23 protein-coding genes and 1 tRNA gene are annotated in these 20392 nt (G+C 60.4%); 13 read left to right on the top strand and 11 right to left on the bottom strand.

The annotated features are described in order from the left end of the window. Nucleotides 1-6: 6 nt before the first annotated feature. From MKK04_RS17325 to MKK04_RS17315, 3 genes are all read right to left on the bottom strand, one after another. The gene (locus tag MKK04_RS17325) at nt 7-1074 is read right to left on the bottom strand and encodes a phosphotransferase family protein (RefSeq protein ID WP_241105819.1); all 1068 of its coding nucleotides are present in this window, start codon (nt 1072-1074) and stop codon (nt 7-9) included. A gap of 212 nt (nt 1075-1286) precedes the next feature. Beyond that, a complete protein-coding gene (locus MKK04_RS17320) occupies nt 1287-1604 on the bottom strand; it encodes an SCP2 sterol-binding domain-containing protein (protein ID WP_046614879.1) in 318 nt (105 codons plus the stop codon). Nucleotides 1605-1660: 56 nt separating this feature from the next. Continuing rightward, complete coding sequence (locus MKK04_RS17315) at nt 1661-2371, bottom strand: histidine phosphatase family protein (protein WP_241105818.1); 711 nt, start codon at nt 2369-2371, stop codon at nt 1661-1663. Between the two features lie 197 nt (nt 2372-2568). On the opposite strand from MKK04_RS17315, the gene sohB reads away from it, so the two are divergent. Together sohB and MKK04_RS17305 are read left to right on the top strand one after the other, a co-directional pair. Beyond that, entirely contained in the window at nt 2569-3588 is a 1020-nt protein-coding gene (gene sohB / locus MKK04_RS17310) for a protease SohB (protein WP_233686873.1), read from the top strand. A gap of 154 nt (nt 3589-3742) precedes the next feature. Further along, nucleotides 3743-3816 (top strand) — tRNA-Cys (locus MKK04_RS17305). 102 nt (nt 3817-3918) lie between these two features. On the opposite strand, the gene MKK04_RS17300 is transcribed toward MKK04_RS17305, so the two are convergent. From MKK04_RS17300 to MKK04_RS17265, 8 genes are all read right to left on the bottom strand, one after another. Beyond that, nucleotides 3919-4983: a tyrosine-type recombinase/integrase gene (locus MKK04_RS17300; protein ID WP_241105817.1), complete on the bottom strand. Its 1065-nt coding sequence runs from the start codon at nt 4981-4983 to the stop codon at nt 3919-3921. A gap of 3 nt (nt 4984-4986) precedes the next feature. After that, nucleotides 4987-5223 (bottom strand): DUF4224 domain-containing protein, encoded by a 237-nt coding sequence (locus MKK04_RS17295; protein ID WP_021782189.1) that lies wholly within the window; start codon nt 5221-5223, stop codon nt 4987-4989. A gap of 96 nt (nt 5224-5319) precedes the next feature. Then, nucleotides 5320-6246, bottom strand: a complete 927-nt coding sequence (locus tag MKK04_RS17290; protein WP_241105816.1) for a hypothetical protein — start codon at nt 6244-6246, stop codon at nt 5320-5322. Nucleotides 6247-6303: 57 nt separating this feature from the next. Continuing rightward, the gene (locus tag MKK04_RS17285; RefSeq protein ID WP_241105815.1) at nt 6304-6618 is read right to left on the bottom strand and encodes a pyocin activator PrtN family protein; all 315 of its coding nucleotides are present in this window, start codon (nt 6616-6618) and stop codon (nt 6304-6306) included. Nucleotides 6619-6776: 158 nt separating this feature from the next. Beyond that, nucleotides 6777-7061, bottom strand: a complete 285-nt coding sequence (locus tag MKK04_RS17280) for a phage antirepressor KilAC domain-containing protein (RefSeq protein ID WP_241105814.1) — start codon at nt 7059-7061, stop codon at nt 6777-6779. Nucleotides 7062-7070: 9 nt separating this feature from the next. Further along, a complete protein-coding gene (locus MKK04_RS17275; protein WP_241105813.1) occupies nt 7071-7382 on the bottom strand; it encodes a hypothetical protein in 312 nt (103 codons plus the stop codon). Between the two features lie 242 nt (nt 7383-7624). Next, nucleotides 7625-8638: a hypothetical protein gene (locus tag MKK04_RS17270; RefSeq protein ID WP_241105812.1), complete on the bottom strand. Its 1014-nt coding sequence runs from the start codon at nt 8636-8638 to the stop codon at nt 7625-7627. A 13-nt stretch (nt 8639-8651) separates the two neighbouring features. After that, nucleotides 8652-9260: a LexA family protein gene (locus MKK04_RS17265; RefSeq protein WP_241105811.1), complete on the bottom strand. Its 609-nt coding sequence runs from the start codon at nt 9258-9260 to the stop codon at nt 8652-8654. A gap of 952 nt (nt 9261-10212) precedes the next feature. Between MKK04_RS17265 and MKK04_RS17260 the strand changes: the two genes are divergently transcribed. From MKK04_RS17260 to MKK04_RS17210, 11 genes are all read left to right on the top strand, one after another. Further along, entirely contained in the window at nt 10213-10731 is a 519-nt protein-coding gene (locus tag MKK04_RS17260; protein ID WP_241105810.1) for a phage regulatory CII family protein, read from the top strand. Continuing rightward, nucleotides 10685-10942, top strand: a complete 258-nt coding sequence (locus MKK04_RS17255) for a TraR/DksA C4-type zinc finger protein (protein ID WP_442964545.1) — start codon at nt 10685-10687, stop codon at nt 10940-10942. The genes MKK04_RS17260 and MKK04_RS17255 overlap by 47 nt, the downstream gene beginning before the upstream one ends. Continuing rightward, the gene (locus MKK04_RS17250) at nt 10932-13148 is read left to right on the top strand and encodes a VapE domain-containing protein (RefSeq protein ID WP_241105808.1); all 2217 of its coding nucleotides are present in this window, start codon (nt 10932-10934) and stop codon (nt 13146-13148) included. Before MKK04_RS17255 ends, MKK04_RS17250 begins: the two co-directional genes overlap by 11 nt. After that, complete coding sequence (locus tag MKK04_RS17245; RefSeq protein WP_241105807.1) at nt 13145-13507, top strand: PA0613 family protein; 363 nt, start codon at nt 13145-13147, stop codon at nt 13505-13507. The genes MKK04_RS17250 and MKK04_RS17245 overlap by 4 nt, the downstream gene beginning before the upstream one ends. A 510-nt stretch (nt 13508-14017) precedes the next feature. After that, complete coding sequence (locus MKK04_RS17240) at nt 14018-14365, top strand: phage holin family protein (RefSeq protein WP_021782200.1); 348 nt, start codon at nt 14018-14020, stop codon at nt 14363-14365. A 160-nt stretch (nt 14366-14525) separates the two neighbouring features. Next, a complete protein-coding gene (locus MKK04_RS17235) occupies nt 14526-15107 on the top strand; it encodes a terminase small subunit (RefSeq protein ID WP_237859514.1) in 582 nt (193 codons plus the stop codon). A 4-nt stretch (nt 15108-15111) separates the two neighbouring features. Next, the gene (locus MKK04_RS17230) at nt 15112-17145 is read left to right on the top strand and encodes a phage terminase large subunit family protein (protein WP_241105806.1); all 2034 of its coding nucleotides are present in this window, start codon (nt 15112-15114) and stop codon (nt 17143-17145) included. Between the two features lies 1 nt (nt 17146). After that, the gene (locus MKK04_RS17225) at nt 17147-17353 is read left to right on the top strand and encodes a phage head-tail joining protein (protein ID WP_021785548.1); all 207 of its coding nucleotides are present in this window, start codon (nt 17147-17149) and stop codon (nt 17351-17353) included. Further along, nucleotides 17350-18843 carry a phage portal protein gene (locus MKK04_RS17220; protein ID WP_241105805.1) on the top strand — a complete coding sequence of 498 codons (1494 nt, stop codon included), beginning with the start codon at nt 17350-17352 and terminating at the stop codon, nt 18841-18843. The genes MKK04_RS17225 and MKK04_RS17220 overlap by 4 nt, the downstream gene beginning before the upstream one ends. Further along, the gene (locus MKK04_RS17215) at nt 18840-19997 is read left to right on the top strand and encodes a head maturation protease, ClpP-related (RefSeq protein WP_241105804.1); all 1158 of its coding nucleotides are present in this window, start codon (nt 18840-18842) and stop codon (nt 19995-19997) included. The genes MKK04_RS17220 and MKK04_RS17215 overlap by 4 nt, the downstream gene beginning before the upstream one ends. Nucleotides 19998-19999: 2 nt before the next feature. After that, the gene (locus tag MKK04_RS17210; RefSeq protein ID WP_019096806.1) at nt 20000-20347 is read left to right on the top strand and encodes a head decoration protein; all 348 of its coding nucleotides are present in this window, start codon (nt 20000-20002) and stop codon (nt 20345-20347) included. The last annotated feature ends 45 nt before the right edge of the window (nt 20348-20392 follow it).

Raw genomic sequence — 20392 nt, 5'->3', positions numbered from 1 at the left:
CGGGGCTCAGAGGCTGGACTTGGCGATGACCTGCAAGGTCATCTGCTCCAGCAGGCGGTTCATGTGGATGAACTGGGCAAAGCGCTTGTCCTGGGTCTGGCCGTGGTAATAGCGGTAGTAGATCTGCTGGACGATGCCGGCCAGGCGGAACAGGCCATAACAATAGTAGTAATCGAAGTTGTCCAGGCGGATGCCAGCGCGCTCGGCGTAGTAATCGACGAACTGGCGGCGGCTGAGCATGCCCGGGGCGTTGCTCGGCTGGCGGCGCATCAACTGCACTGGCGCCGGGTCGTCGGCCTGGATCCAGTAGGCCAGGCTGTTGCCCAGGTCCATCAGCGGGTCGCCGAGGGTGGCCATTTCCCAGTCCAGCACACCGATGATGCGCATGGGGTTGTCGGCATCGAGGATCACGTTGTCGAAACGGTAGTCGTTGTGCACGATGCCGGGCCGCGTGTGGTCGGCGGGCATTTTCTCGTGCAGCCAGGCGGTTACCTGTTCCCAGCGCGGGGCGTCCGGGGTCAGGGCCTTTTCATAGCGACTGGTCCAGCCCTCGATCTGGCGCTGCACATAGCCTTCCGGCTTGCCCAGGTCGGCCAGGCCGCAGGCGTTGTAGTCCACCTGGTGCAGTTCCACCAGGCGGTCGATGAAGCTCTTGCACAGGGCCTCGGTGCGGTTGGCGTCGAGGTCCAGTTCGGCCGGGATGTCCGAGCGCAGGATGATGCCCTTGACCCGCTCCATCACGTAGAACTCGCCGCCGATCAGGCTGGTGTCGGTGCAGTGCACATAGGCCTTTGGGCAGTAGGGGAAGCCGCTGTTCAGCTGGTTGAGGATGCGAAACTCGCGGCCCATGTCGTGGGCCGATTTGGCCTTCTGCCCGAACGGCGGGCGGCGCAGCACGAAGTCGCGGCCCGGGTAGCTGACCAGGTAGGTTAGGTTGGAGGCACCGCCAGGGAACTGGCTGATGCTCGGCAGGCCAACCAGGCCGGGGATGTTGGCCTTGAGGTAAGGGTCGATGACAGCCGCGTCGAGTTCTTCGCCGGGGCGTACCTGGGTGGACTGGTCGGTGAGCGTCATGCGTTTTCCTTATTCTCGATCGCAAGGACTATTGGCTAATCTAATGGTGCGTCGGGGTTGGGACAAGCGTGCCAGGTGCCATATAGGTAAGGGTGTTGCTGCCTGATCAACTGCCTTGATGAAGCGACTGGCGATAGGGCCCGAACAGGCGGGCAAAAAAAAACCGAAGCCGGTCAGGCTTCGGTTTTTCGATCATCCGCGATCTCCAGCCCTCAGGACGGGAACAGCTCGCTGAGCTTCATCGACAGCATCATGTCGCCTTCAACGCGCAGCTTGCCGCCCATGAACGCTTGCATGCCGTCAGTTTCGCCGCTGACGATACCCTTCAGGGTTTCGCTGTCCATTACCAGGGTGCAGTTGGCATCCGGGTTTTCGCCTTCCTGCAGGTCGCAGGTGCCGTCCTTGACGATCAGTGCGTAGTGCTTGCCTTCGTCGGTGATGTTGAAGCCGAACACCAGGTCCAGGCCGGCGGCAGCGGATGGGTTGAACTTCTCTTGCATCTTTTTAACGGCATCAGCTACGGAGGTCATGGCGCATTCCTTATAGAGTGATTTACACGTCCCCGCAGGGACACAACAAGCCGGGCTCATCGATAGGTGACAAGCTCCGGCGCCCTCAACAGTTGCACATGGGCCTGGCTGTTGAAGGAAGCCAGTGCCACGTCGCGGCCGCGGAACTTCAGCTGGCTGAGCGACGTGTTGATGATCTGCCAGTTCAGCGCGAACGCCTGGCTGGGGGTAATACGGGTAACCAGGTGGAGCAGGGCGGCAATGGTGCCGCCCGAGGTGAAGATGGCGATATTGTCACCGCTACCGGCGGCATCGAGTACGCGCTGCAGGCCGCCTTGCACGCGGGCGGTGAACGCCTGCCAGGTCTCCAGGCCATCGTCGGCATGTTCGCCATCGTGCCAGCGCTGCACCATCAGTGCGAACAGGCGCTGGAACTCGCTGCGGTGCTGCGCGCCGTTGCGCAGGATGTGCAGGGCGTCGGGCTCTTGCGGCAGCAGCCCGGGCAACAGCGCACGGATCACACCATCGGCATCGAACTCATTGAACGCAGCATCGGTCTCGACAGCCGGCACCGGGCTGCCATTGGCGTGCAATGCTGCCAGGGCCAGCCGCGCGGTATCCTGCTGGCGGCGCAGGTCGCCTGCCACGCAGCGGTCCAACCGTACCCCGAGCTGGGCCAGGTGCTCACCCAGGGCGTGGCTCTGGCGCTCGCCCACGGGCGAGAGGACATCGTAGTCATCGGCGCCGAAGGAGGCTTGGCCATGTCGGATCAGGTAGAGGTTGCCCACGAAAGGTTCCGGCCTGTTGGAGGTTGCTGCGAGGTTAGGATGCGGCACACGGGCTGTCAACGAAAAAACATACAAGCGTTTGAAAAGGTTGTTTGAAAGGTGTTGCCGGCGTTTACAGCGGCTGGCAGCACCTCAGGCGCAACGGTATGCTTGCAACAGTTACGCGCCGTCGTGGCGCAGGTATTTAAGGAGTCAACGTGGAGTTTCTTGCCGAATACGCAAGCTTTCTCGCCAAAACCGCCACCCTGGTCATCGCCATCCTGATAGTGCTGTCGGCCATCGCCGGGCTGCGCGGCAAGGGGCGGCGCAAATCGGGTGGGCAATTGCAGGTCACCCGCCTGAACGAGTTCTACAAGGACCTGCGCGAGCGCCTGGAGTCCGGCCTGCTCGACAAGGCCCAGCTCAAGGCCTTGCGCAAGCAGCAGGCCAAGGCGGAAAAACAGCAGAAGAAGGGCAAGGCCGAGGAAAAGGACCGGGTCTTCGTGCTGGACTTCGATGGCGACATCAAAGCCTCTGCCACCGAAAGCCTGCGCAACGAAATCACCGCGCTGCTGACCCTCGCCACCCCGCGTGACGAAGTGGTGCTGCGCCTTGAAAGCGGTGGCGGCCTGGTGCACAGCTACGGCCTGGCCGCATCGCAACTGGCGCGCATTCGCCAGGCCGGCATCCCGTTGACCGTGTGTATCGACAAGGTGGCTGCCAGCGGCGGTTACATGATGGCCTGCATCGGCGAGAAGATCGTCAGCGCGCCGTTCGCCGTGCTGGGTTCCATCGGCGTGGTGGCGCAGTTGCCCAACGTCAACCGCCTGTTGAAGAAGCACGACATCGATTTCGAAGTGCTGACCGCCGGTGAATACAAGCGCACCCTGACCGTGTTCGGCGAGAACACCGAGAAGGGCCGGGAGAAGTTCCAGGAAGACCTGGACATCACCCACCAGCTGTTCAAGGACTTCGTTGCCCGCTATCGTCCACAGCTGCACATCGACGAAGTGGCCACTGGCGAAGTCTGGCTGGGCGTCGCGGCACTCAACCGCAAGCTGGTGGACGAGCTGCAGACCAGTGACGAGTACCTCAGCGAGCGCGCGCGCAACGCCAACCTGTTCCACCTGCACTACGCCGAACGCAAGAGCCTGCAGGAGCGAATCGGCATGGCTGCCAGTGGCACGGTGGAGAACACCGTGGTGGGCTTGTGGAGTAAACTCGGCCGCCTGCGCTAACACCTTGAACCCGTTGAAATTTTTTTTCGTTCAGGGGGTTGCAAGGTTAAAGGAATGAAGACATAATGGCGCCCATCGAAACGCAGCAAACTTTGAAAAAGGTTCAGCGTTTCAAGGAGATAGCGAAGCGCAAGCTGCTAGATCCGACCTTTGAGGCCGAGTAGCAAAGTGGTTATGCTCCGGATTGCAAATCCGTCTACGCCGGTTCGATTCCGACCTCGGCCTCCACCATTCGAAAGCCCCGCAGATTAACGTCTGCGGGGTTTTTCTTTGAGGTCTAGAAACGCCGATCATTTCCGCATCATCGGGCATCGTTTCCGCATCAGCCCACTATTTGGTCGGGCTGACCACCTCGCCGACGCGGCGATAAACGCGCTTGGTAATCTCCTCTTTGGAATGTCCGAGCAGTCGGCTGGCGTGGCTAATGTCCTCAATCTCCGATGCCGCCTTCGGTCGGATATCGCGGAACTGGAACTGCCGAACTTTGGTGGCCAGGTCTGTGTTGCCATCGGCGATCAGCTTGCGTGCCGCCTTGTCACGCGCCTCACTAAAGCGATTCCTCAGCATTTCCCAGCTCATGCGCAGGCCGGAGTCGTTGGTGATGAGGCGTGAGTTCCGCACGCCTTGCAGCTTGCGTCTCTCTAGGAGCGCTTCGATGAACAGGCCCAGGCCGGTCGACTCGCCATTGATGTGCCGGCGGATGCGAAGCTTCTTGTCAGTCTTGTTCTGGCCGACCCACAGGTAGTCCTCGTCGAGGTCGACGGTGCTGAACTTCAACGTGTCGGCTGGGCGCTGGCCGGCCAAGTAGGCGAGGTCCATGGCATCCTTCAGGCCTTGGTCGGCCTCCGAGTACACTGCGTCCCAGACATCGTCGGCAGCGTAGAAGTCGCGTACCTTTTCCTTGTTGCGACGAACCGCCAGGCACGGATTTCGATCTGCGAATCCCCACTCCATGGCCACGGTAAATACGTGTGAAAGCAGCGCGATTTCCCGGTTTGCCCGAGTCTTCGCGGTGCGGGCGTCCCGGTACTGCGCGACGACCGGAGGAGTGATGGCCTCAATGGGAGCGTCGGCAAACGCCGTGCGCAGGCGCTCCAGTTCGTATTTGTTGTCTTTCTGAGTGCGTGGCGCCTTTGCCGGGATGATGTCACGCTCGTACCGGTCAAACAGCTCGGCCATCGTTGACATTACCCTCGGTGCTGCCTTGTGCTCCAAGCGTGCCCACTCAAGCTTGGCCTCCGCGAGATCTGTCCCCAACGGAATTTCCTGCCGATTTCCGTCTGCATCCCGCCCGTTGTAGTAGTACCCGACCCACAATTTGCCGCTCTTCAGCTTGCGAACTCGCCGCAGCATCCGAGGCGGCAGGTCCTTGTTCGATGCCTTCCTGTTGCGCATCTGTTACCCCACGCGCGATAAGTCTAATGTCCAAGTTTCTGTTGTTGCATTCGTTGCGGTTGGCTTCACGCCGGCCATTTTGAGGCGGGCATATACCCGTCCAACTACCGGGCGCCGGGCCCGGGTCAGCGTGTACTGCCAGCCGTTTTTGGCCAGCCAGGCGATTTGCTTGCTTGGGATCTGGTAGCCGGTGATTCGCACCACCTCTTCCTCATCAAGAAACTCACTTGCATGTTCCATCGTGCGGGCTCCGTGCCTTCGATTGCAGCAGGTTGGTGTTCACGTTGGAGACTTGATGATCTGCTCGCCCGCCCAGGGTGATCTGCTGCGAGGCTGTCATGCTGCCGCTCCTGCATTAACGGCGCTGGCAGGTCTTTCACGCAGTTCAAGGTGCATGCGCTTAGCAAGGTCGCCCAGTCTGGTGACTTGCAGGCCGGCGCGTGCTGCCTGCTGAGTTGCCTTCATGGCGGCTAGGGTCCGCTCAGTCAGGTTCAAGGTATCGATGACGTTGACGAGCAGTTCGTAATCCGCTTTGGTCACCGCCAGCCCGGTATACGACATGATCCGGTCCTCGAGCTCGGCGATTGCGCGCTTGAGATTGGCGATGGTGTGGTGGTGCTCGCGTTGTTCGGCCTCGCGGTTGATCAGCGATTCGTCCACACGGGCACGTACGAAGTGCCTGGACTCGTCGGTTGGGCTCAGGAACCCGGCTTGCTGCAGCGCGGCTTCAATCGCCCGTGCCATCTGCTCCGAGGTGGTGTAGGTCTCGGCCTGCTCGGCCAGTGTTGCGTCCATCGCGGCGACGATGCAGCTGACGGCGGATGGGTGCGTATACCCCTCGGCAGGCTGCGCGTGCGGGTGATCTTTATCGATTAGCGTTGCATCAGCGGGCGCTGCCTCGCGCAGCTTGTCGTGGGGTGTCAGTGCCTCGGCGGGGCTGCTGAGGGGATGAATAATGCCTGCTGCTTCGCAGCAGAGACTCTTTGTTTTCTGCGCGTCGATGCTAGCAGTCTCGCGGAGCGAAGCGAGTGTGGCATCGGTGAGCCCCCGTACCAGCAGATGCTCGCTTTCCTCCGAGGTCCAGATTTGCGGTGATGCCAGAGCGCCGGGGCGGCTGTGTCCTGTGCACGGCGCAGAGTCAAAAAGCAAGCCGGATGGGTGGTGGGCGCGACCTGCTTTTCGGCCAAGGAAATAGGCGTAGGCAAACAGTCCGATGATGAAGGCACAGATGATGAAGAGGGCGACGACCTGTTGGGTGGTCATGGGTCTTACTCCTTGTGGTGTGCGGGCCGGTGGTGGCGGCCCTAGCTGGTGTTGGTACTACTTGTCTTGCTCGGTAGAGCGGGACTGCTTTTCGTCCGCTAGGTAGGCCCTGCTGTCGATCAGGGCGGCAACATGGCGGATATGGGCGAACTTCAAGGCCTTCTGGCTGTTGTCCAGCGTGGTGACGGGCAAGCAGATCCGGCCGACCTTCAGTTGCTCGGCAAAGGTGTCTTCGTTGAGATTGCGGAAGTACTGCACGCGCACTTTGTCGAGTGGAATGAGCACGTCGCCAAAGGTGCGGTAAAGCAGCTCTACTGTCGTTGCATCAGGTGCGTGCGGCAGGCGCAGCGCTAGTTGGTCTGCATTGCTCATCAGGCTTCGGGCTCTCCCTGAGCTTGTGGCGTGACGGGTGGTTCCAGGTGATTTCGCAGTGTTTGCGTACTAGGCTCTGCCAGGCTTTGGGGACCTGCAGGAGTGCTGCGTTGCGCTCCGCGCGGGTCCTGAGCTGGAGAATCTCGGCCGCGTATTGCCTAGGCTGCATGACGCTTGTCTTCCGGTGGTGTCGGAAGCTGCAGCTGCAGGCGCTCTGCGAGCCAAGGGATCCCGGCCTGTTTTACGCGGGTCGACATGCTGTACTGCATGCCTGAGGTCGGGTGAAACCACTGTCCCTCCTTGATACGCAGATACTCGCGGTCCCGGGTGGGGTAGCGAGGCAGGTTGCGCTCGGTCAGCAGCTCGTTCTCGCGCATCAAGCAGATCAGTTCGTTGCGGCTGATCCCGAACAGCTTGGCGGTTTGTGCCAGGTTGCGTTCCATGGTTTCCTCCTACGCCGCGTCAGCCAGCAATTGATCGGTCGAAGACATGGCGGCAGTATCAACCTGCCCATTGGCGATCGCCTCGAGGTGGACTGCGATCTTTCTCGCACTGGAGAGGCTGTTCGCTGGCAGCGTCAGAGTGTTCACCGTCGAGCCCATGCGGATCACCACATCGAGCTGGTCGAGATAGACCTCGGTCTGCAGCATGGCCTTGGCGCAGGCACCGTTCGCCTCGTCGCGGAGGATGTGGGTGAATTGCCCGGAGAGGTTGGTCTGCGCCTTGAGGCAGGCGAAAGCGTTGTGGCTCAGTGCGTAGCTCATGCTGCATGCCCCCCATCGTCTGGGGTCACTGGGCGGGTAGTGGGGGCTGTCACGGGGCGCTTGGTGGCGGAAAATTCGCAGCCGTGTTGCCGGGCTAGGCGGCGGATTTTGAAAATCAGATCAGTAGATGCAGCGGCCGGATGGACGTGCAGTGATGCAGTGGTGTGCATGGAGTTGCCTCACTCTGTGGTGGAAGAGTGAGGGTGATCATAACCTCAAAGGTTAACTTGTCAAGGCGTTGGTTAACCTTTCGGGTCATTCCTTGTGTAAAGCGTAAAATTGGCTTTTGTGGTCAGGAGGTTGGCTGTCTCTATGAGGTAGACATTGGTCGTCAACCCATAAGCGTTGGCGACTCGTTGAATACTGGATGCGATAGCGTCGGCATGCTGTCCATTGATATGTTCGCTTAGGACGACCACCAAGTGAAAAACAAAATCTGCTCCAAGCGACTTCTGCACAATTTCTGCCGCTCTGCTTGCTTCCCTCAAAGTGGGAATCAGCCGGTTGATACTGAATTTTTCGGTATCAAATAATTTGACCTCTGCGGCATTGATACGATTTGTGCTGATGGATAGACCATCAAAAATTATAGGTTTGTCGGCATCCCCTGTTTCTATTTTTAAATGTCTGTCAAATTGGATTTTGGTGGCTCTGCAGAGCTTAAATATTGCGGTGTTTTCAATTAGTTCGAGATTTTTTTTGAGGCTTTTTCTCCGCGTTTCTTTAAGCGAGTCCAAGCTTATAGATTTTAAAGACTGTGCGGGTTCGTTGGTTGCATTGACTGGATTCACTCCTTCACCGTCTTGGGTCTTGGAAGAGTCGCCCAAATCTGCATCCAGTCCGTCCGATCGTGGTTCGTCGGGCTTGGACTCCTGCATCACAGGGCCTTCAGGGTCCAGTGGATTGGTTGAATCGGTCGTCGGTTCAGCGATCCCTTCATCCAACTCTGCTTCCAATTTACTTTGGCGTTCGTCGGTTGAGGCTATACCGAAAAGGCTTAAGAAATGGTTCTGGTTTTTGTAGTCGGACGGCGCATAAAGGGTTTTGTGGTTGTAGTTTAGGGTGAGGAAGAAAAGGATTACTAAGAGTGCCGGGAAAAGCATCAAGAACCATATAAACGTAGCTTGATTTTCAGGCTCTATAAAGGGTAGGACAGCCGTTCCGCTAATCTCGGCTAGCGCTGCGAATCTTGATATCACTGTTAGCGGATTACGAACGTGCCCAACTGCATCCTTATCATTGTTCTGTTCTGGCAAGACCTAAGTCTCCTTAAAGGTCAGATATTTTCCAGCGAGCGCGCCCGCATATACTCCATTCTTCCGTCATCTTAATTATTCGATTAGGCCAGTCTGGGTTCAGCGCATACAAATATTGTTCGTTTCCTTCCTGGCGGAGTTGCTTCAAGGTCGTCGCTTGATCGCTTGATCGTTTCGCTGCAACGAAGTGTCCAGGCAACGCCTCGAGAGAAGGATCGATCACGACCTTATCTCCTTCAATGAACTTGGGCTCCATGCTCACGCCTTCCACCCTCAGGATGAATGCTCGTGGGCCGACTGGGCCTGGTGCATCAATCCATTCCTCAGCCTCGCGGGGGTCGAAATGAGCTGCGCTATCGCACCATGCACCGGCTGCTATGGAGCCAATAACCGGTAGCTTCCTGCCTGTATGGCTAACAACGGTGGCATTCGTAGGCTCGCTATTCAGCCTCGAGGGGATGTCTAAATAGCCTGTCGGTAGGGCCAATGCCTTTTCAATTTCCCGAGCTATCTGGTCACCAATGCCTTTGGTCGGGTTTCTACCAGCGAAAGCGCTTACCTGTGCAGGGGCCTTTTCCAGCCTTTCCGCGAGCTGAGCGAGACGCAGGCTTCGTTCAGCCATCAGGCGCCGTAGGTTTTGTAGTCGCGTGTCAGAGATTCTCATGGGTAAGGATTCTGAACATGTTAACCCTGTAGGTGAATGTCCTCTTGGGTATTGTAAAAGTTAACCTTAAAGGTTATCTTTGGCTGCAAGGAGGCAGTCTATGAAACTTCGACAGTACATTGATCGACTCGGTACAGAAGGGATGGGGGCGTATGCTGAGCGGTGCGGTATCTCGGCTAACTACCTTCGTATACACGTTCGCTACGCCAGCAAAGATCCAAGCGTTTCGCTGATGCGCGCTTTAGCTGAGCAGAGTCAAGGGGCCGTAACGATTGAGTCTGTTTTGCAGCATTACCGCCTACTTCCTGATCAAGGTTCAGGCGGAAAAAAAGCGGCCTAAAGGCCGCCTCGTTTCCCCCGGTAGTACCACCACAGTGCTACCGGGCCGCGTTCAAGGATGTGGCGCACACCACGAAACAACTGTCCTTGACCACGTAGATCCTGACACGCGTGCCAGGAGCCGCTTCTCCACCACAGATGGGCGGCGTTATAGGTGTAGTCCTTGGACTGCACCGGCAGTGACTCTCTCAAGCCACACGGCGAGTGTAACACCACCGCTCGTCGCTGGCACTGGCAGCCTTCATGGCGTAATGCCATGTGCCAGAACGGAGGCAAGTGATCGCCTCCAAAGCCCAGCAATAGCACCACGATGCTGCCGGGCCGCGTGACAGGTATGCGGACACACCACATAGGTCTGTTTGCCTTGATCGCACCGCCCAGGCAGGGAGCCTGGGTGTCACCTCCTTCACCACGGGAGGTGGTTGCTTCGCCTGGGGCAATAGATGGATAGACGCCCCGGCCCGAGGCCTTATAGGCCTCCGCTAACCGGCTATTTACTCTCTCAACCGCTATGCGGTGCATGCACCACCACTGCACGCCGCAGGCACTGGCTACCGACAAGGACAATGCCATGAGCCGAACCGCAATGAGCTGCCTCGAGCGCGCCAAGCGCGAAGTTCTGCCGCTCGAACTCGCGCTGTACCATGCTGTACGTGACTACCCAGGCGGTGCTGCTGCCATCGCGGCCACCACTGGCCGCAACGCCACCACACTCCAGCACAAGCTGTCCCCCACCCATCCCACCCATATTGTCAATGTCCAGGAATTCGGCGAGATCCTCGAGCTGACCAAAGATCCGCGGCTCCTCGACTCGGTGCATGCTCTGGTCGGCGACACCATCTGGCAAGAGCTCTCCGGCGCCTACAGCCATGACGTTCCCGAAACCCTGACCATGGGCCTTGCGGCGTTCTTCCGCCAGGTCGCCAATCTGTCCGAAACCTGGGCACGCAGCATCGGCGACGGCAAGGTCGACGATCAGGAGCTCGCGGAGATTCAACAGCAAGTCTTCCGGGGCATCCAGGGCTTGCTCGGCATGTACCGCCGTGCCGAATACGTCAACCAGACCACTCGGGGGGCGCGTCGTGGCTGATATTGCTGATTTGGCGAATGATCGCGCCCAGTGGCACTTGGACTTGGCGCTGGCAGCCCGCAAGCCTGCCCCCGTGCGCGTCTCTCTTGAGGAGTGCGTGGATTGTGATGAGCCAATCTCTCAGGCACGCCGGTTAGCTGCCCCAGGCTGCATGCGTTGCACGGATTGCCAGGTCTTGAACGAGAAGGAAGGGGCTCGTCATGCTCGATAAGGTACTCGACCAACTGCACGACTACGGCCTGCAGCCTGACCAGCCCTTGATCTTCGGCAAACTGACCCGCTGTCGCACTAAGGATGACAAGGGCAAGGAGAAGAACGGCTGGTATGTCCTGCATGAGCACCTCACGGCCAAGGGGCAAGCCCTGATCTTCGGCAGCTTCGGTGACTGGCGCCTCGGTGAAACGCAGAAGGTAAAAACCGACGGTCGCGGCCTCACCCCGGAAGAGCGTGAAGTGATGCGTGCCCGGCAGGCTGACGGCAAGCGCCGGGCTGCGGAGGTCGCCGCCAACGCGGCGCGTCGTGCGGCCAAGCGTGCGGAAGCGCTGTTCAAGCGCATGCCGGAAAAGGGTCGAAGTGCCTACCTTGATCGCAAGCAGGTGGTCGGCTTCGGCGTCCGCTATGCGCCAAAGTCAGGCGCGGTACTCGTCCCCATGCAGAACGCCCAGAACGCTATCGTCGGCCTGCAAGTTATTTATCCCGAGCCCCAAGCGGATACCGGGCGCGACAAGTCCTACTGGCCACATGGCATGGCGAAGGAGGGGGCGTTCCACATGATCGGCGGCCACCCTGAGCCCGGCGAGCCGGTGCTGGTGTGTGAGGGGTACGCCACCGGCGCTAGCCTGCACATGGCGACTTCGCAGGCAGTGGCGATCTCCTTCGATGCAGGCAACTTGATGGCAGTCGCCAAGCACATTCGCGAGCGCTTCCCTGGTCGGTCCATCATCATCTGCCGCGATGATGACTGGAAGACCAAGCGACCGACAGGTGAGCCCTGGAACCCCGGTGAGGAAAAGGCCAACAACGCGGCGGTGGTGGTCGGTGGCCAAGTGGTCGGCCCGATCTTCTCGGGCGATCGCGAGGCCAAGTGGACTGACTTCAATGACCTGCACTGTGCCGAAGGCCTCGAGGCAGTTCGTCGGCAGGTCGCGGCGGTGATCAAGCCCCCCGCTACTGGTGGCTGGAAAGACATGCTGGCCAGGACCGAGAGCGGCGCTCTTATTGCCCACATGCAGAACGTCGAGCTGATCCTGGCCAACGATGAGCGGTGGAGCGGGGTGATCGGCTACAACGCCTTCAGCTCGAAGATCATGCGCCTCCGGGCGGCGCCCTATGGTGGCGTGCCGGGGGAGTGGAGCGACATCGATGATATGCGTGTAATGAAGTGGCTGGCCCAGCAGGGCCTCCGCGTCAAGGCCTCGCATGTGGTCGAGGCTGTTAGTGTTGTGGCGCACGACAACGCCTTCCATCCTGTCTGCACCTACCTGGCCAAGCTGGAATGGGATCGCGTGCCACGCCTTGAGCGCTGGCTGCATGAAATCTTCGGTGTGCCCCGCAATGAGTACAGCGCCAAGGTCGGTAAGCGCTGGATGATCTCGGCGGTGGCCCGAGTGATGAAGCCGGGCTGCAAAGCGGATGCGGTGATGATCCTCGAGGGTGCGCAGGGCGCGGGTAAGTCCACGGCGCTGGGCATCCTTGGTGGCGAATGGTTCATGGACACGCCGTTTACCTTGGGCGACAAGGATGCGTTCCAGGCGATCCGGGGCAAATGGATCGTCGAGCTGGGTGAACTGGACAGCTTCAACAAGGCTGAGAGCACCAAGGCCAAGCAGTTCTTCTCGGCCTCCATCGACACCTACCGCGAAAGCTATGGGCGAAGAACGAGCGATGTGCCACGCCAGTGTGTTTTCGCGGGCACCACCAACCAAGATGAATACCTCAAGGACGCCACCGGTAATCGGCGTTATTGGCCGGTCGCCTGCGTCAAGGTCGACCTGGAGGCGTTGCGCCGGGTCCGTGACCAGCTGTGGGCCGAGGCCATGTTCTGCTACCAGGCCGGTGACATCTGGTGGGTCACCCGCGAGGAGGAAGAACTGTTCACTACCGAGCAGGAAGAGCGCTTCGTGGTTGATGAATGGGAAGGACCGATCCTCAAATGGCTGGAGGAATCGCAGGCCGGGGAGACGGTCACCGGGAGCGAGGTGTTGGGTCAGGCGCTCAACCTGGATCCCGGCCATTGGGGCAAGCCCGAGCAGATGCGTGTGGGGTCGATCATGCACCGCCTGGGTTGGCGGCGTCGACGGCTCGCCGCGCTTCCGAAGAGTGGCAAGCGGCCCTGGGCGTACCAGAAGCCCGAGGGCTGGGGCCGCACCAGCGCCCTGGAGCAACAACCGCCAGCGCCGAAGGAGGACTGCTTTTGATCAAACATATCGATGAGATGCTGAAGTTGTGGGCTCAAGAGCTTCATGCACCTGAGCCCTGTCATTCGGCAGGCGGTGTTGGTAGCATGCTCGGCCTGTTGATTGAGTGTAAGGGTGATCTTGTCCGTGGTACTCGAGGCAGCAAGGTGCTGCTGGACGAGTCTGCGGACATCGAGATCATCGTGAACAAGCATCTGGCACCGGAGCTCTACCTGGTAGTCTCTGAGCATTACTGCAACGCCGACAGTGAGCTGTACCAGAAGTACCGCCACTGTGGGTGTAGCCGGGACACGTACTACAAGCGCTTGCATGAGGCGCACGTCTGCATCGCAGGCTTGCTCATGGGGCGAGCTGCATGATCCGCCACGCATGGTCCCACCGTCCAACCACTGGACTACCACGTTTTTTGCAGGTGGTCCAAGCTCAAGCCCGCGCTATTCGCGGGCTGTCCCACCGTCCCACCACTCGCACGAAGGCGCGCACATAGGGCGTATGCAGCGCGTTACGCGCGCGTTGCGCGCAGCGTGCTTTTAATCTCTCTCTTTACACGGGAAAGGGTTAAAACAGTTAGACAGTGGGACAGCCCTTGATTTTCAAGGGCTCAACAAGTCCCACCATCACCGCACCCTTTGGGACCTGTGGGGCAGCGCCGAAGTGAAGCTAAGCCGGAGTGGTGTATTCCCCCGACATTTTCCAGACATTCCCTAGGCATTTCCCCCTTATTGTCGGGTGGCATTAAAACTTGCTTGCTGCCACCGGAATCGACCTGTAAAAAGTACCCATCTTCGAGACGTGCGGGCGCAGAAAGCAGCTCGCCAAACACAGCAAACCCGGCCACCGCGCCGGGTTTTTTGCATTTGGGGAACGGGATGACGAACGAACAACAAGCGCTTGCCGAGATGCCGGTCTGGCTCGTGATCACTCTCGCCCTGGTCGGTGGGGTATCTGGCGAGATGTGGCGAGCGGACAAGGCGGGTGTTCGTGGCTGGGCGCTGGTTCGGCGTATCGCCTTGCGGTCCGGAGCCTGCGTGGTCTGCGGGATGGCAACGATCATGTTGCTGTACTCCGCCGGCGCATCGATTTGGGCTTCGGCGGCATTCGGTTGCCTGACCGCAATGGCTGGTGCCGATGTCGCCATCGGCTTGTACGAGCGCTGGGCCGCCAAGCGCCTGGGAGTGTGCGAGATGCCGCCACGCAGTGGCGAGCCAGGTCAGTGAACCGGTCGGAAATACGGCGGAGGCCGGGGACCCTGGCGACTTGGCCGGGGTACGGGACGGGAAACCCGCGGCTCTTCGTTAGCGGGAGGTTTACCAGCTTAGTGAACTGCGGTGAACTGGTTAACCCCTTGAATCAATTGGGTGAACTGGACTTTTGAGCATGATCTACTTGACCAAATCGGAGTTCGCCGCCCGACGCGGATGGTCGAAATCCTACGTTTCCAAACTGGCCAGCCAGGACCGCTTGGTACTCGCGGACGACGGCAAGGTCGATGTTGTGGCCACTGAGGCGCTACTGGCCGAGTCAGCCGATCCCAGCAAGGCAGCCGTCGCGGCCCGGCATGAAGAAAACCGGGTGGAGCGGGATGTGCGCAGCCACCTACAACCAGGCGGCGACACACCTGCGGTGCAGCCACTGGTCCAGCAGCCAGGCAAGGGCCTGGACTTCCAGAAGGCAAGGGCGCATCGCGAGTTCTACCTTGCCCAGCTAGCCGAGGCGGAGTTCAACAAAGTTCAGGGCAACCTGGTTGAGCGCAAGGCGGTGGAAGACGCCGCTTTCGCAGCTGGCCGTACGCTCCGAGACCTGATGTTCGGTCTTGCTCCGCAGCTCGCTGCCGAGCTGGCGGGCATGAGCGATTCCTGGGAAATCGAAAAACGCCTGACGGGCGCCTTCCGCCAAGTCTTCGAAGACGCGGCCAAGATGAGCGGCGCCGATCTCAACCAAGCCATGACACAGAGCTGAACCTATGCCCACCGGATACGCGGACGGTGCGAAGGTGTACCGCGAAGCGTATGGCCGGGGGCTAACGCCCGACCCTGAATTGTGGGTTGATGAATGGGCTGACGAGTACATGCGGATCCCGCGTGATACCGGTGCAGCCGAGCCCGGCAAATACCGCACAGCACGGACGCCGTATGCCCGTGAACCCATGCGCTGCCTCTCGCCAGCGCACCCCTGCAAGCGCGTCATTACGATGGTCGCCTCGCAGCTGATGAAAACGCAGATAGCCCTGAACTGGATTGGGGCGCTGATCCACATGGCACCTTCCAACATCCTGACGTTGCTGCCCAGCCTGGCCCTGGCCAAGCGGGTGTCGGCCCGGATCGGTAAGACGATCGCCGCAACGCCTGAATTGAAGGCGCGTGTGGCGGCTTCACGATCCCGGGATGCCCGCAACACCATGGATACCAAAGAGTTCGAGGGCGGCACGCTGTACGCTACCACCGCTGGTTCGGCCTCCAACCTGGCCGAGCTTGCTGCGCGATACATCTACGGCGATGAAATTGACCGCTGGGACGTGGACGTCGATGAAGAAGGTGACCCCGTCGATCTTGCAGAGACGCGGGGCAGTACCTTTGGACGCAATGCCAAGTTCTACTTCTCTAGCTCGCCGACCATCAAGGGTGCCTCACGCATTGCTGATCTGTTTGAGACCAGCGACCAGCGGTATTACTACGTGCCCTGTCCAACCTGCGGTCATATGCAGGTGCTGGAGTGGGAGCGTCTGCTGTATTCCGCTGACTTCCAGACCGTCCACTATAAGTGCTCCTCACCTGATTGCGATGTACTGATCGAGGAGCACCACAAGGGCGAGATGCTCGCCCAAGGGGAATGGCGCTCACACGCAAAGGGCGACGGTGAAACGGTTGGTTTCCACCTCAATGCTCTGTATGCCCCGCTCGGTTGGACTTCATGGGCGGATCTGGCCAAGCAATTCGAGAAGGCCAAGCGTGCCCAGGACCGAGGCGACCTTGAGCCCATGCAGGTGTTCTACAACACACGCTTGGCGAAGGTATGGGACAGTGCGGTCGAGCAGACCAAGGCCGAAGTCCTGCAGGCACGAGCGCTGCAGGAGGATTATGTCCTCGGTACCGTGCCTGTTGGCGTGCTGGTGATCACTGGCGCCGTCGACGTTCAAGCCAACCGTCTGGAGGCGATGACGGTGGGCTACGGTGCTGGCATGGAGCGGTGGGTCATTGATCACCAGGTTATTCCTGGCGATCCGGCTGACCAGCGTACGTGGGATCTGCTGGACGAGAGATTGAAGGTCCGGTACCGCCATCCAAGCGGCGTTAGCCTGGGCATCCTGGCTGTCGGTATCGACTCTGGTGGTCATCACACCCATGAGGTCTACCAGTTCACCCGTGTACGCCGTTGGCGCAACATCTTTGCGCTGAAGGGAGCGAGTAAGCCGGGCAAGCCCGTGATTGCCCAGCGGCCCTCTCTGGTGGATGTCACCTGGAAGGGCCAGACCGAACGCAACGGCGCCGAGCTGTGGATGGTTGGTACCGATACCGCTAAGGATTGGATCTACAACCGTTACAGCTTCGAGTCGGGTCCTGGTGCGCTGCATTTCCCGAGGGATCTGCCTGATGAGTTCTTCCAGCAGTGCGTGGCTGAACGCAAGATCGCCCGCTATGTGAAAGGGTACAAGCGAATCGAGTGGGTCAAGGGTAAGGCCGACCGCAACGAGGCGCTCGACCTCATGGTTTACAACCTGGCCATGGCGAATTACCTCGGACTGCATCGTTACGGCGAGCAGGACTGGGAGAAGCTGCGCCAAGCCTTGGCCCAGGCGAACCTGTTCGAGGAGCCAACACCAGTAAAGCCGTCGGCCGTTGAGCAAGATGATGACGACGATGATGCTCAAGTCGAGTCGCAATTACCGGCTCCGCGCCCAGTCCGGCCCGCTCCTACGGCCTCGCCAACGCCGCCTCGTCCGGCACCTCAACCAATGCAACGCCGCAGCTCAAGCAGTGGCTATCTGAAGAGACGCTGACATGGCATACACCCAGGCACACCTCGCGGCTGTCGAAGGTGCGATTGCCCGTGGCGAACGTATCGTTCGCTACAGCGACCGCACCGTCGAATATCGGACCGTGGACGAACTCATCAAGGCCCGCGATCTGATCCGCACCGAGCTGGCCCAGGCAGCTGGTCGCCGCTCTCGCGTGGTTCGGCTCTATCACGGAGGTAAGGGCTTGTGAGCGGTCGCTATATCTCCACACGCTCTGGCCTGCTGGTGCCGGAGCGCATCAAGGCCAGCTACGAGGGCGCCGCCGAAGGGCGGCGCTCCTCTAACTGGGATGCCCCTGATACGGGGCCAAACAGCCTGATCATGCCAGCCCTGCGCAACCTGCGTTCGCGCTCGCGGGCTGCGGTGCGCAACGACCCGTATGCGGGCAACATCATCGACAAACGGGTCAGCAACCTGATCGGTACCGGCATCACGCCTCAACCGCGCTTGCTCGACAAGGCGCTGCGAAAGGCCATGCAGGTGCTGTGGGAGGATTGGGTGGACGAATCGGATGCGGATGAGCGCACCGACTTTTACGGCCAGCAGGCGCTGGTAGCGCGGACGGTCGAGCAATCAGGTGAGTGTTTCGTCCGCTTGCGGCCACGCCGGCTGGAGGATGGACTGGCGGTCCCGCTGCAGGTGCAGTGCCTTGCACCTGAATTCGTCCCGCACGACAAGTTCGAAGTGACGCGGTCCGGCAACGTCATCCGCGCCGGGATCGAGTTCAACAGCATAGGGCGGCGCGTTGCTTACTGGTGCTACCGCAACCACCCAAGCGACAAGGCCTCGCTCAATGCCGGCTACAACCCTCTAGTGCGCGTCCCGGCCGAGCAGATGTTGCACATCTTCGAGCCCTTGGAACCAGGCCAGTTACGTGGTGTGCCTCGGCTCGCGCCGATCCTGAAACGTCTGCGGAGCCTGGACAACTACGACGACGCAGTGCTGTTTCGCCAGGAAGTGGCGAACCTGTTCGCGGGCTTCGTTCGCAAGCCCGCGCCGGAAGGGCCGGGGCATCCGCCGATGGACATGCTCACTGGCGCACCGGTTGTCCATGACCGAGATGCGTTCACGCCGATGGTGGCATTGGAGCCCGGCACTATGCAGGAGCTCGGGCCGGGGGAACAGGTGGAATTCTCCGACCCGCCCGATGGCGGCAACAACTACCCAGACTTCATGCGGCAGCAGCTCATGGCTGCAGCTGCAGGGGCGGGCCTGCCTTATGAGCTGATGACTGGCGACATGCGCGACGTAAACGACCGGGCGATTCGCGTGGTGCTCACCGAGTTCCGCCGCCGCTTGGAGCAGTTGCAGTTCCAGGTGTATGTCCACCAGTTGTGTCGCCCTGTGCGAGCCGCATGGATGGACATGGCGGTGCTGGCCGGGGCGTTGGAACTGGAAGACTACGTCCTGCGGCGGCGTGAGTACTTGCGCACCCGGTGGGTGCCACAGGGCTGGGCCTACATCCATCCCGTTCAAGACGTTCAGTCGCGGATGCTCGAGGTGGGGGCGGGTTTCGCCTCGCGCACGGAGATGTGCCTGCGCTCCGGCACAGATGCGGAAATCGTGGACGAAGAGAACGCCGCAGATATCGCCCGGGCCAAGGACCTGGGCCTCAACTACAGCAGCTTGTCGGCCATTACGGATGAGCCGGATGAGCCCGACGAGAAGGGGAAAACATGAAACCGTTGATGCCGTTCCGCATCTTCAACAAGGCCAAGCCCATGCCGCAGGTCGAGGATGGGCACTGGTACAAGATCGCTGCAGCCGCGGAGGGCGAGGCCGGGGCCAAGGTGATCGAAGTCTATGTATACGGCGAGATTGGCGCATGGGGCATTACCGCGAACCAGTTCATTCAAGACCTCAAGGCGGTGGACGATGGCGTTTCGGAAGTGGTGGTGGCCTTCAATACCAACGGGGGTGATCTGTTCGAAGGCCTCGCGATTCACAATGCACTGAGCCGGCTGGGTGAGCGCTGCACCGGCCGGGTCGATGCCCTGGCGGCCAGTGCTGGCAGCGTGGCGGTATGTGGTGCGCACCGCGTGGTGATGGCATCGAATGCCATGCTGATGATCCACAACCCCTACACCTGGGTAGGCGGCGATGCCGAGGACCTTCGGCGCGTGGCGGATGTTCTCGACCAGGCGCTCGAGGCCATGATCGCTGCTTACAAGGCCAAGGCGCCGAATGTCGATGACGCTGAACTGCGGCGTCTGGTCGATGCGGAAACCTGGCTCACCGCCCAGGAGGCACTGGACCTGGGCCTGGCCGACGAGATCGGCAACGGCATCAAGGTCCAGGCTTGCTTGGGGCAGGGGGCCACTCTGGCGCGGTACCGAAATACCCCGCAGGCGTTGTTGGATCAGCTCCAGGCCAGCCAGGCCGATCCAGAAACCCCGAGCGAGCCCGCTCCGGTCGATGAGCCCCCAGCTCCCAGCACGGCTAACTCGACGGCGTTGGCATTGATGATCACCCAGGCTTGTGCGAAAGCGGGCATCAGCAACCTGGTCGAACCGCTGATCGCATCGACCAAGCTGGCCGACGAAGCCACGGTCCAGGCAGCGTTGACTCGCGCCAAAGCCGTGCGAGACCTCTGCGTAGCGGCGCGCTTGCCCGAGATGGCGGTCGAATATGTCGGCGCTGGCCTGGACGCGACCGTGGTTCGGGCGCGGCTGTTCGACAAGCTGGTCGGCTCGGGCAAGGGCTTCGAGATCGACAACACCCTTCCACCAGCTGCCGATGAGCCTGAGGCAGTCCAGGCGAAGCTTCCAAACCCCAGCAACATTTGGTCTGCGCGACGGCAGGCCGCTCAACAACGCACCGGCAAAGGAGCCTAAGCATGAGCAAAACCTATGTGGAACCGGTGCATGCCGGTGAATTCCTGCTGTCCGAGGGCGCAGGAAAGATCTCCCGCGAAGTCATTGAGCTGGCGCCTGGTGCTGCCTTGGTAGCCGGCCAGCTTCTTGGGCAGCTCACTGCCTCCGGCCAATTCGCTCCGTACAACCCAGAGGCCGCTGACGGCAGCGAGACGGCCAAGTGCATCTTGTTTGCGTCCGTTGGCGAATCGGACGTAGCCCGGCGCGGGCGCGCGGTAGTGCGCTTGGCCGAGGTGAGCGAGGGGCTGCTGACCGGCCTCGATCTCGATGCCGAGAAAGCCCTGGCGGCGCAATTCATCATCGTTCGCTGACAGCGAGCCAACCCTTTTACAGCCCCGCCTAGTGCGGGGTTTTGC

Source organism: Pseudomonas sp. LS.1a, from assembly GCF_022533585.1.
GTDB lineage: Bacteria > Pseudomonadota > Gammaproteobacteria > Pseudomonadales > Pseudomonadaceae > Aquipseudomonas.
Note: the sequence above shows the minus strand (reverse complement) of the source record. Positions and strands in the feature narration are given on the sequence as shown.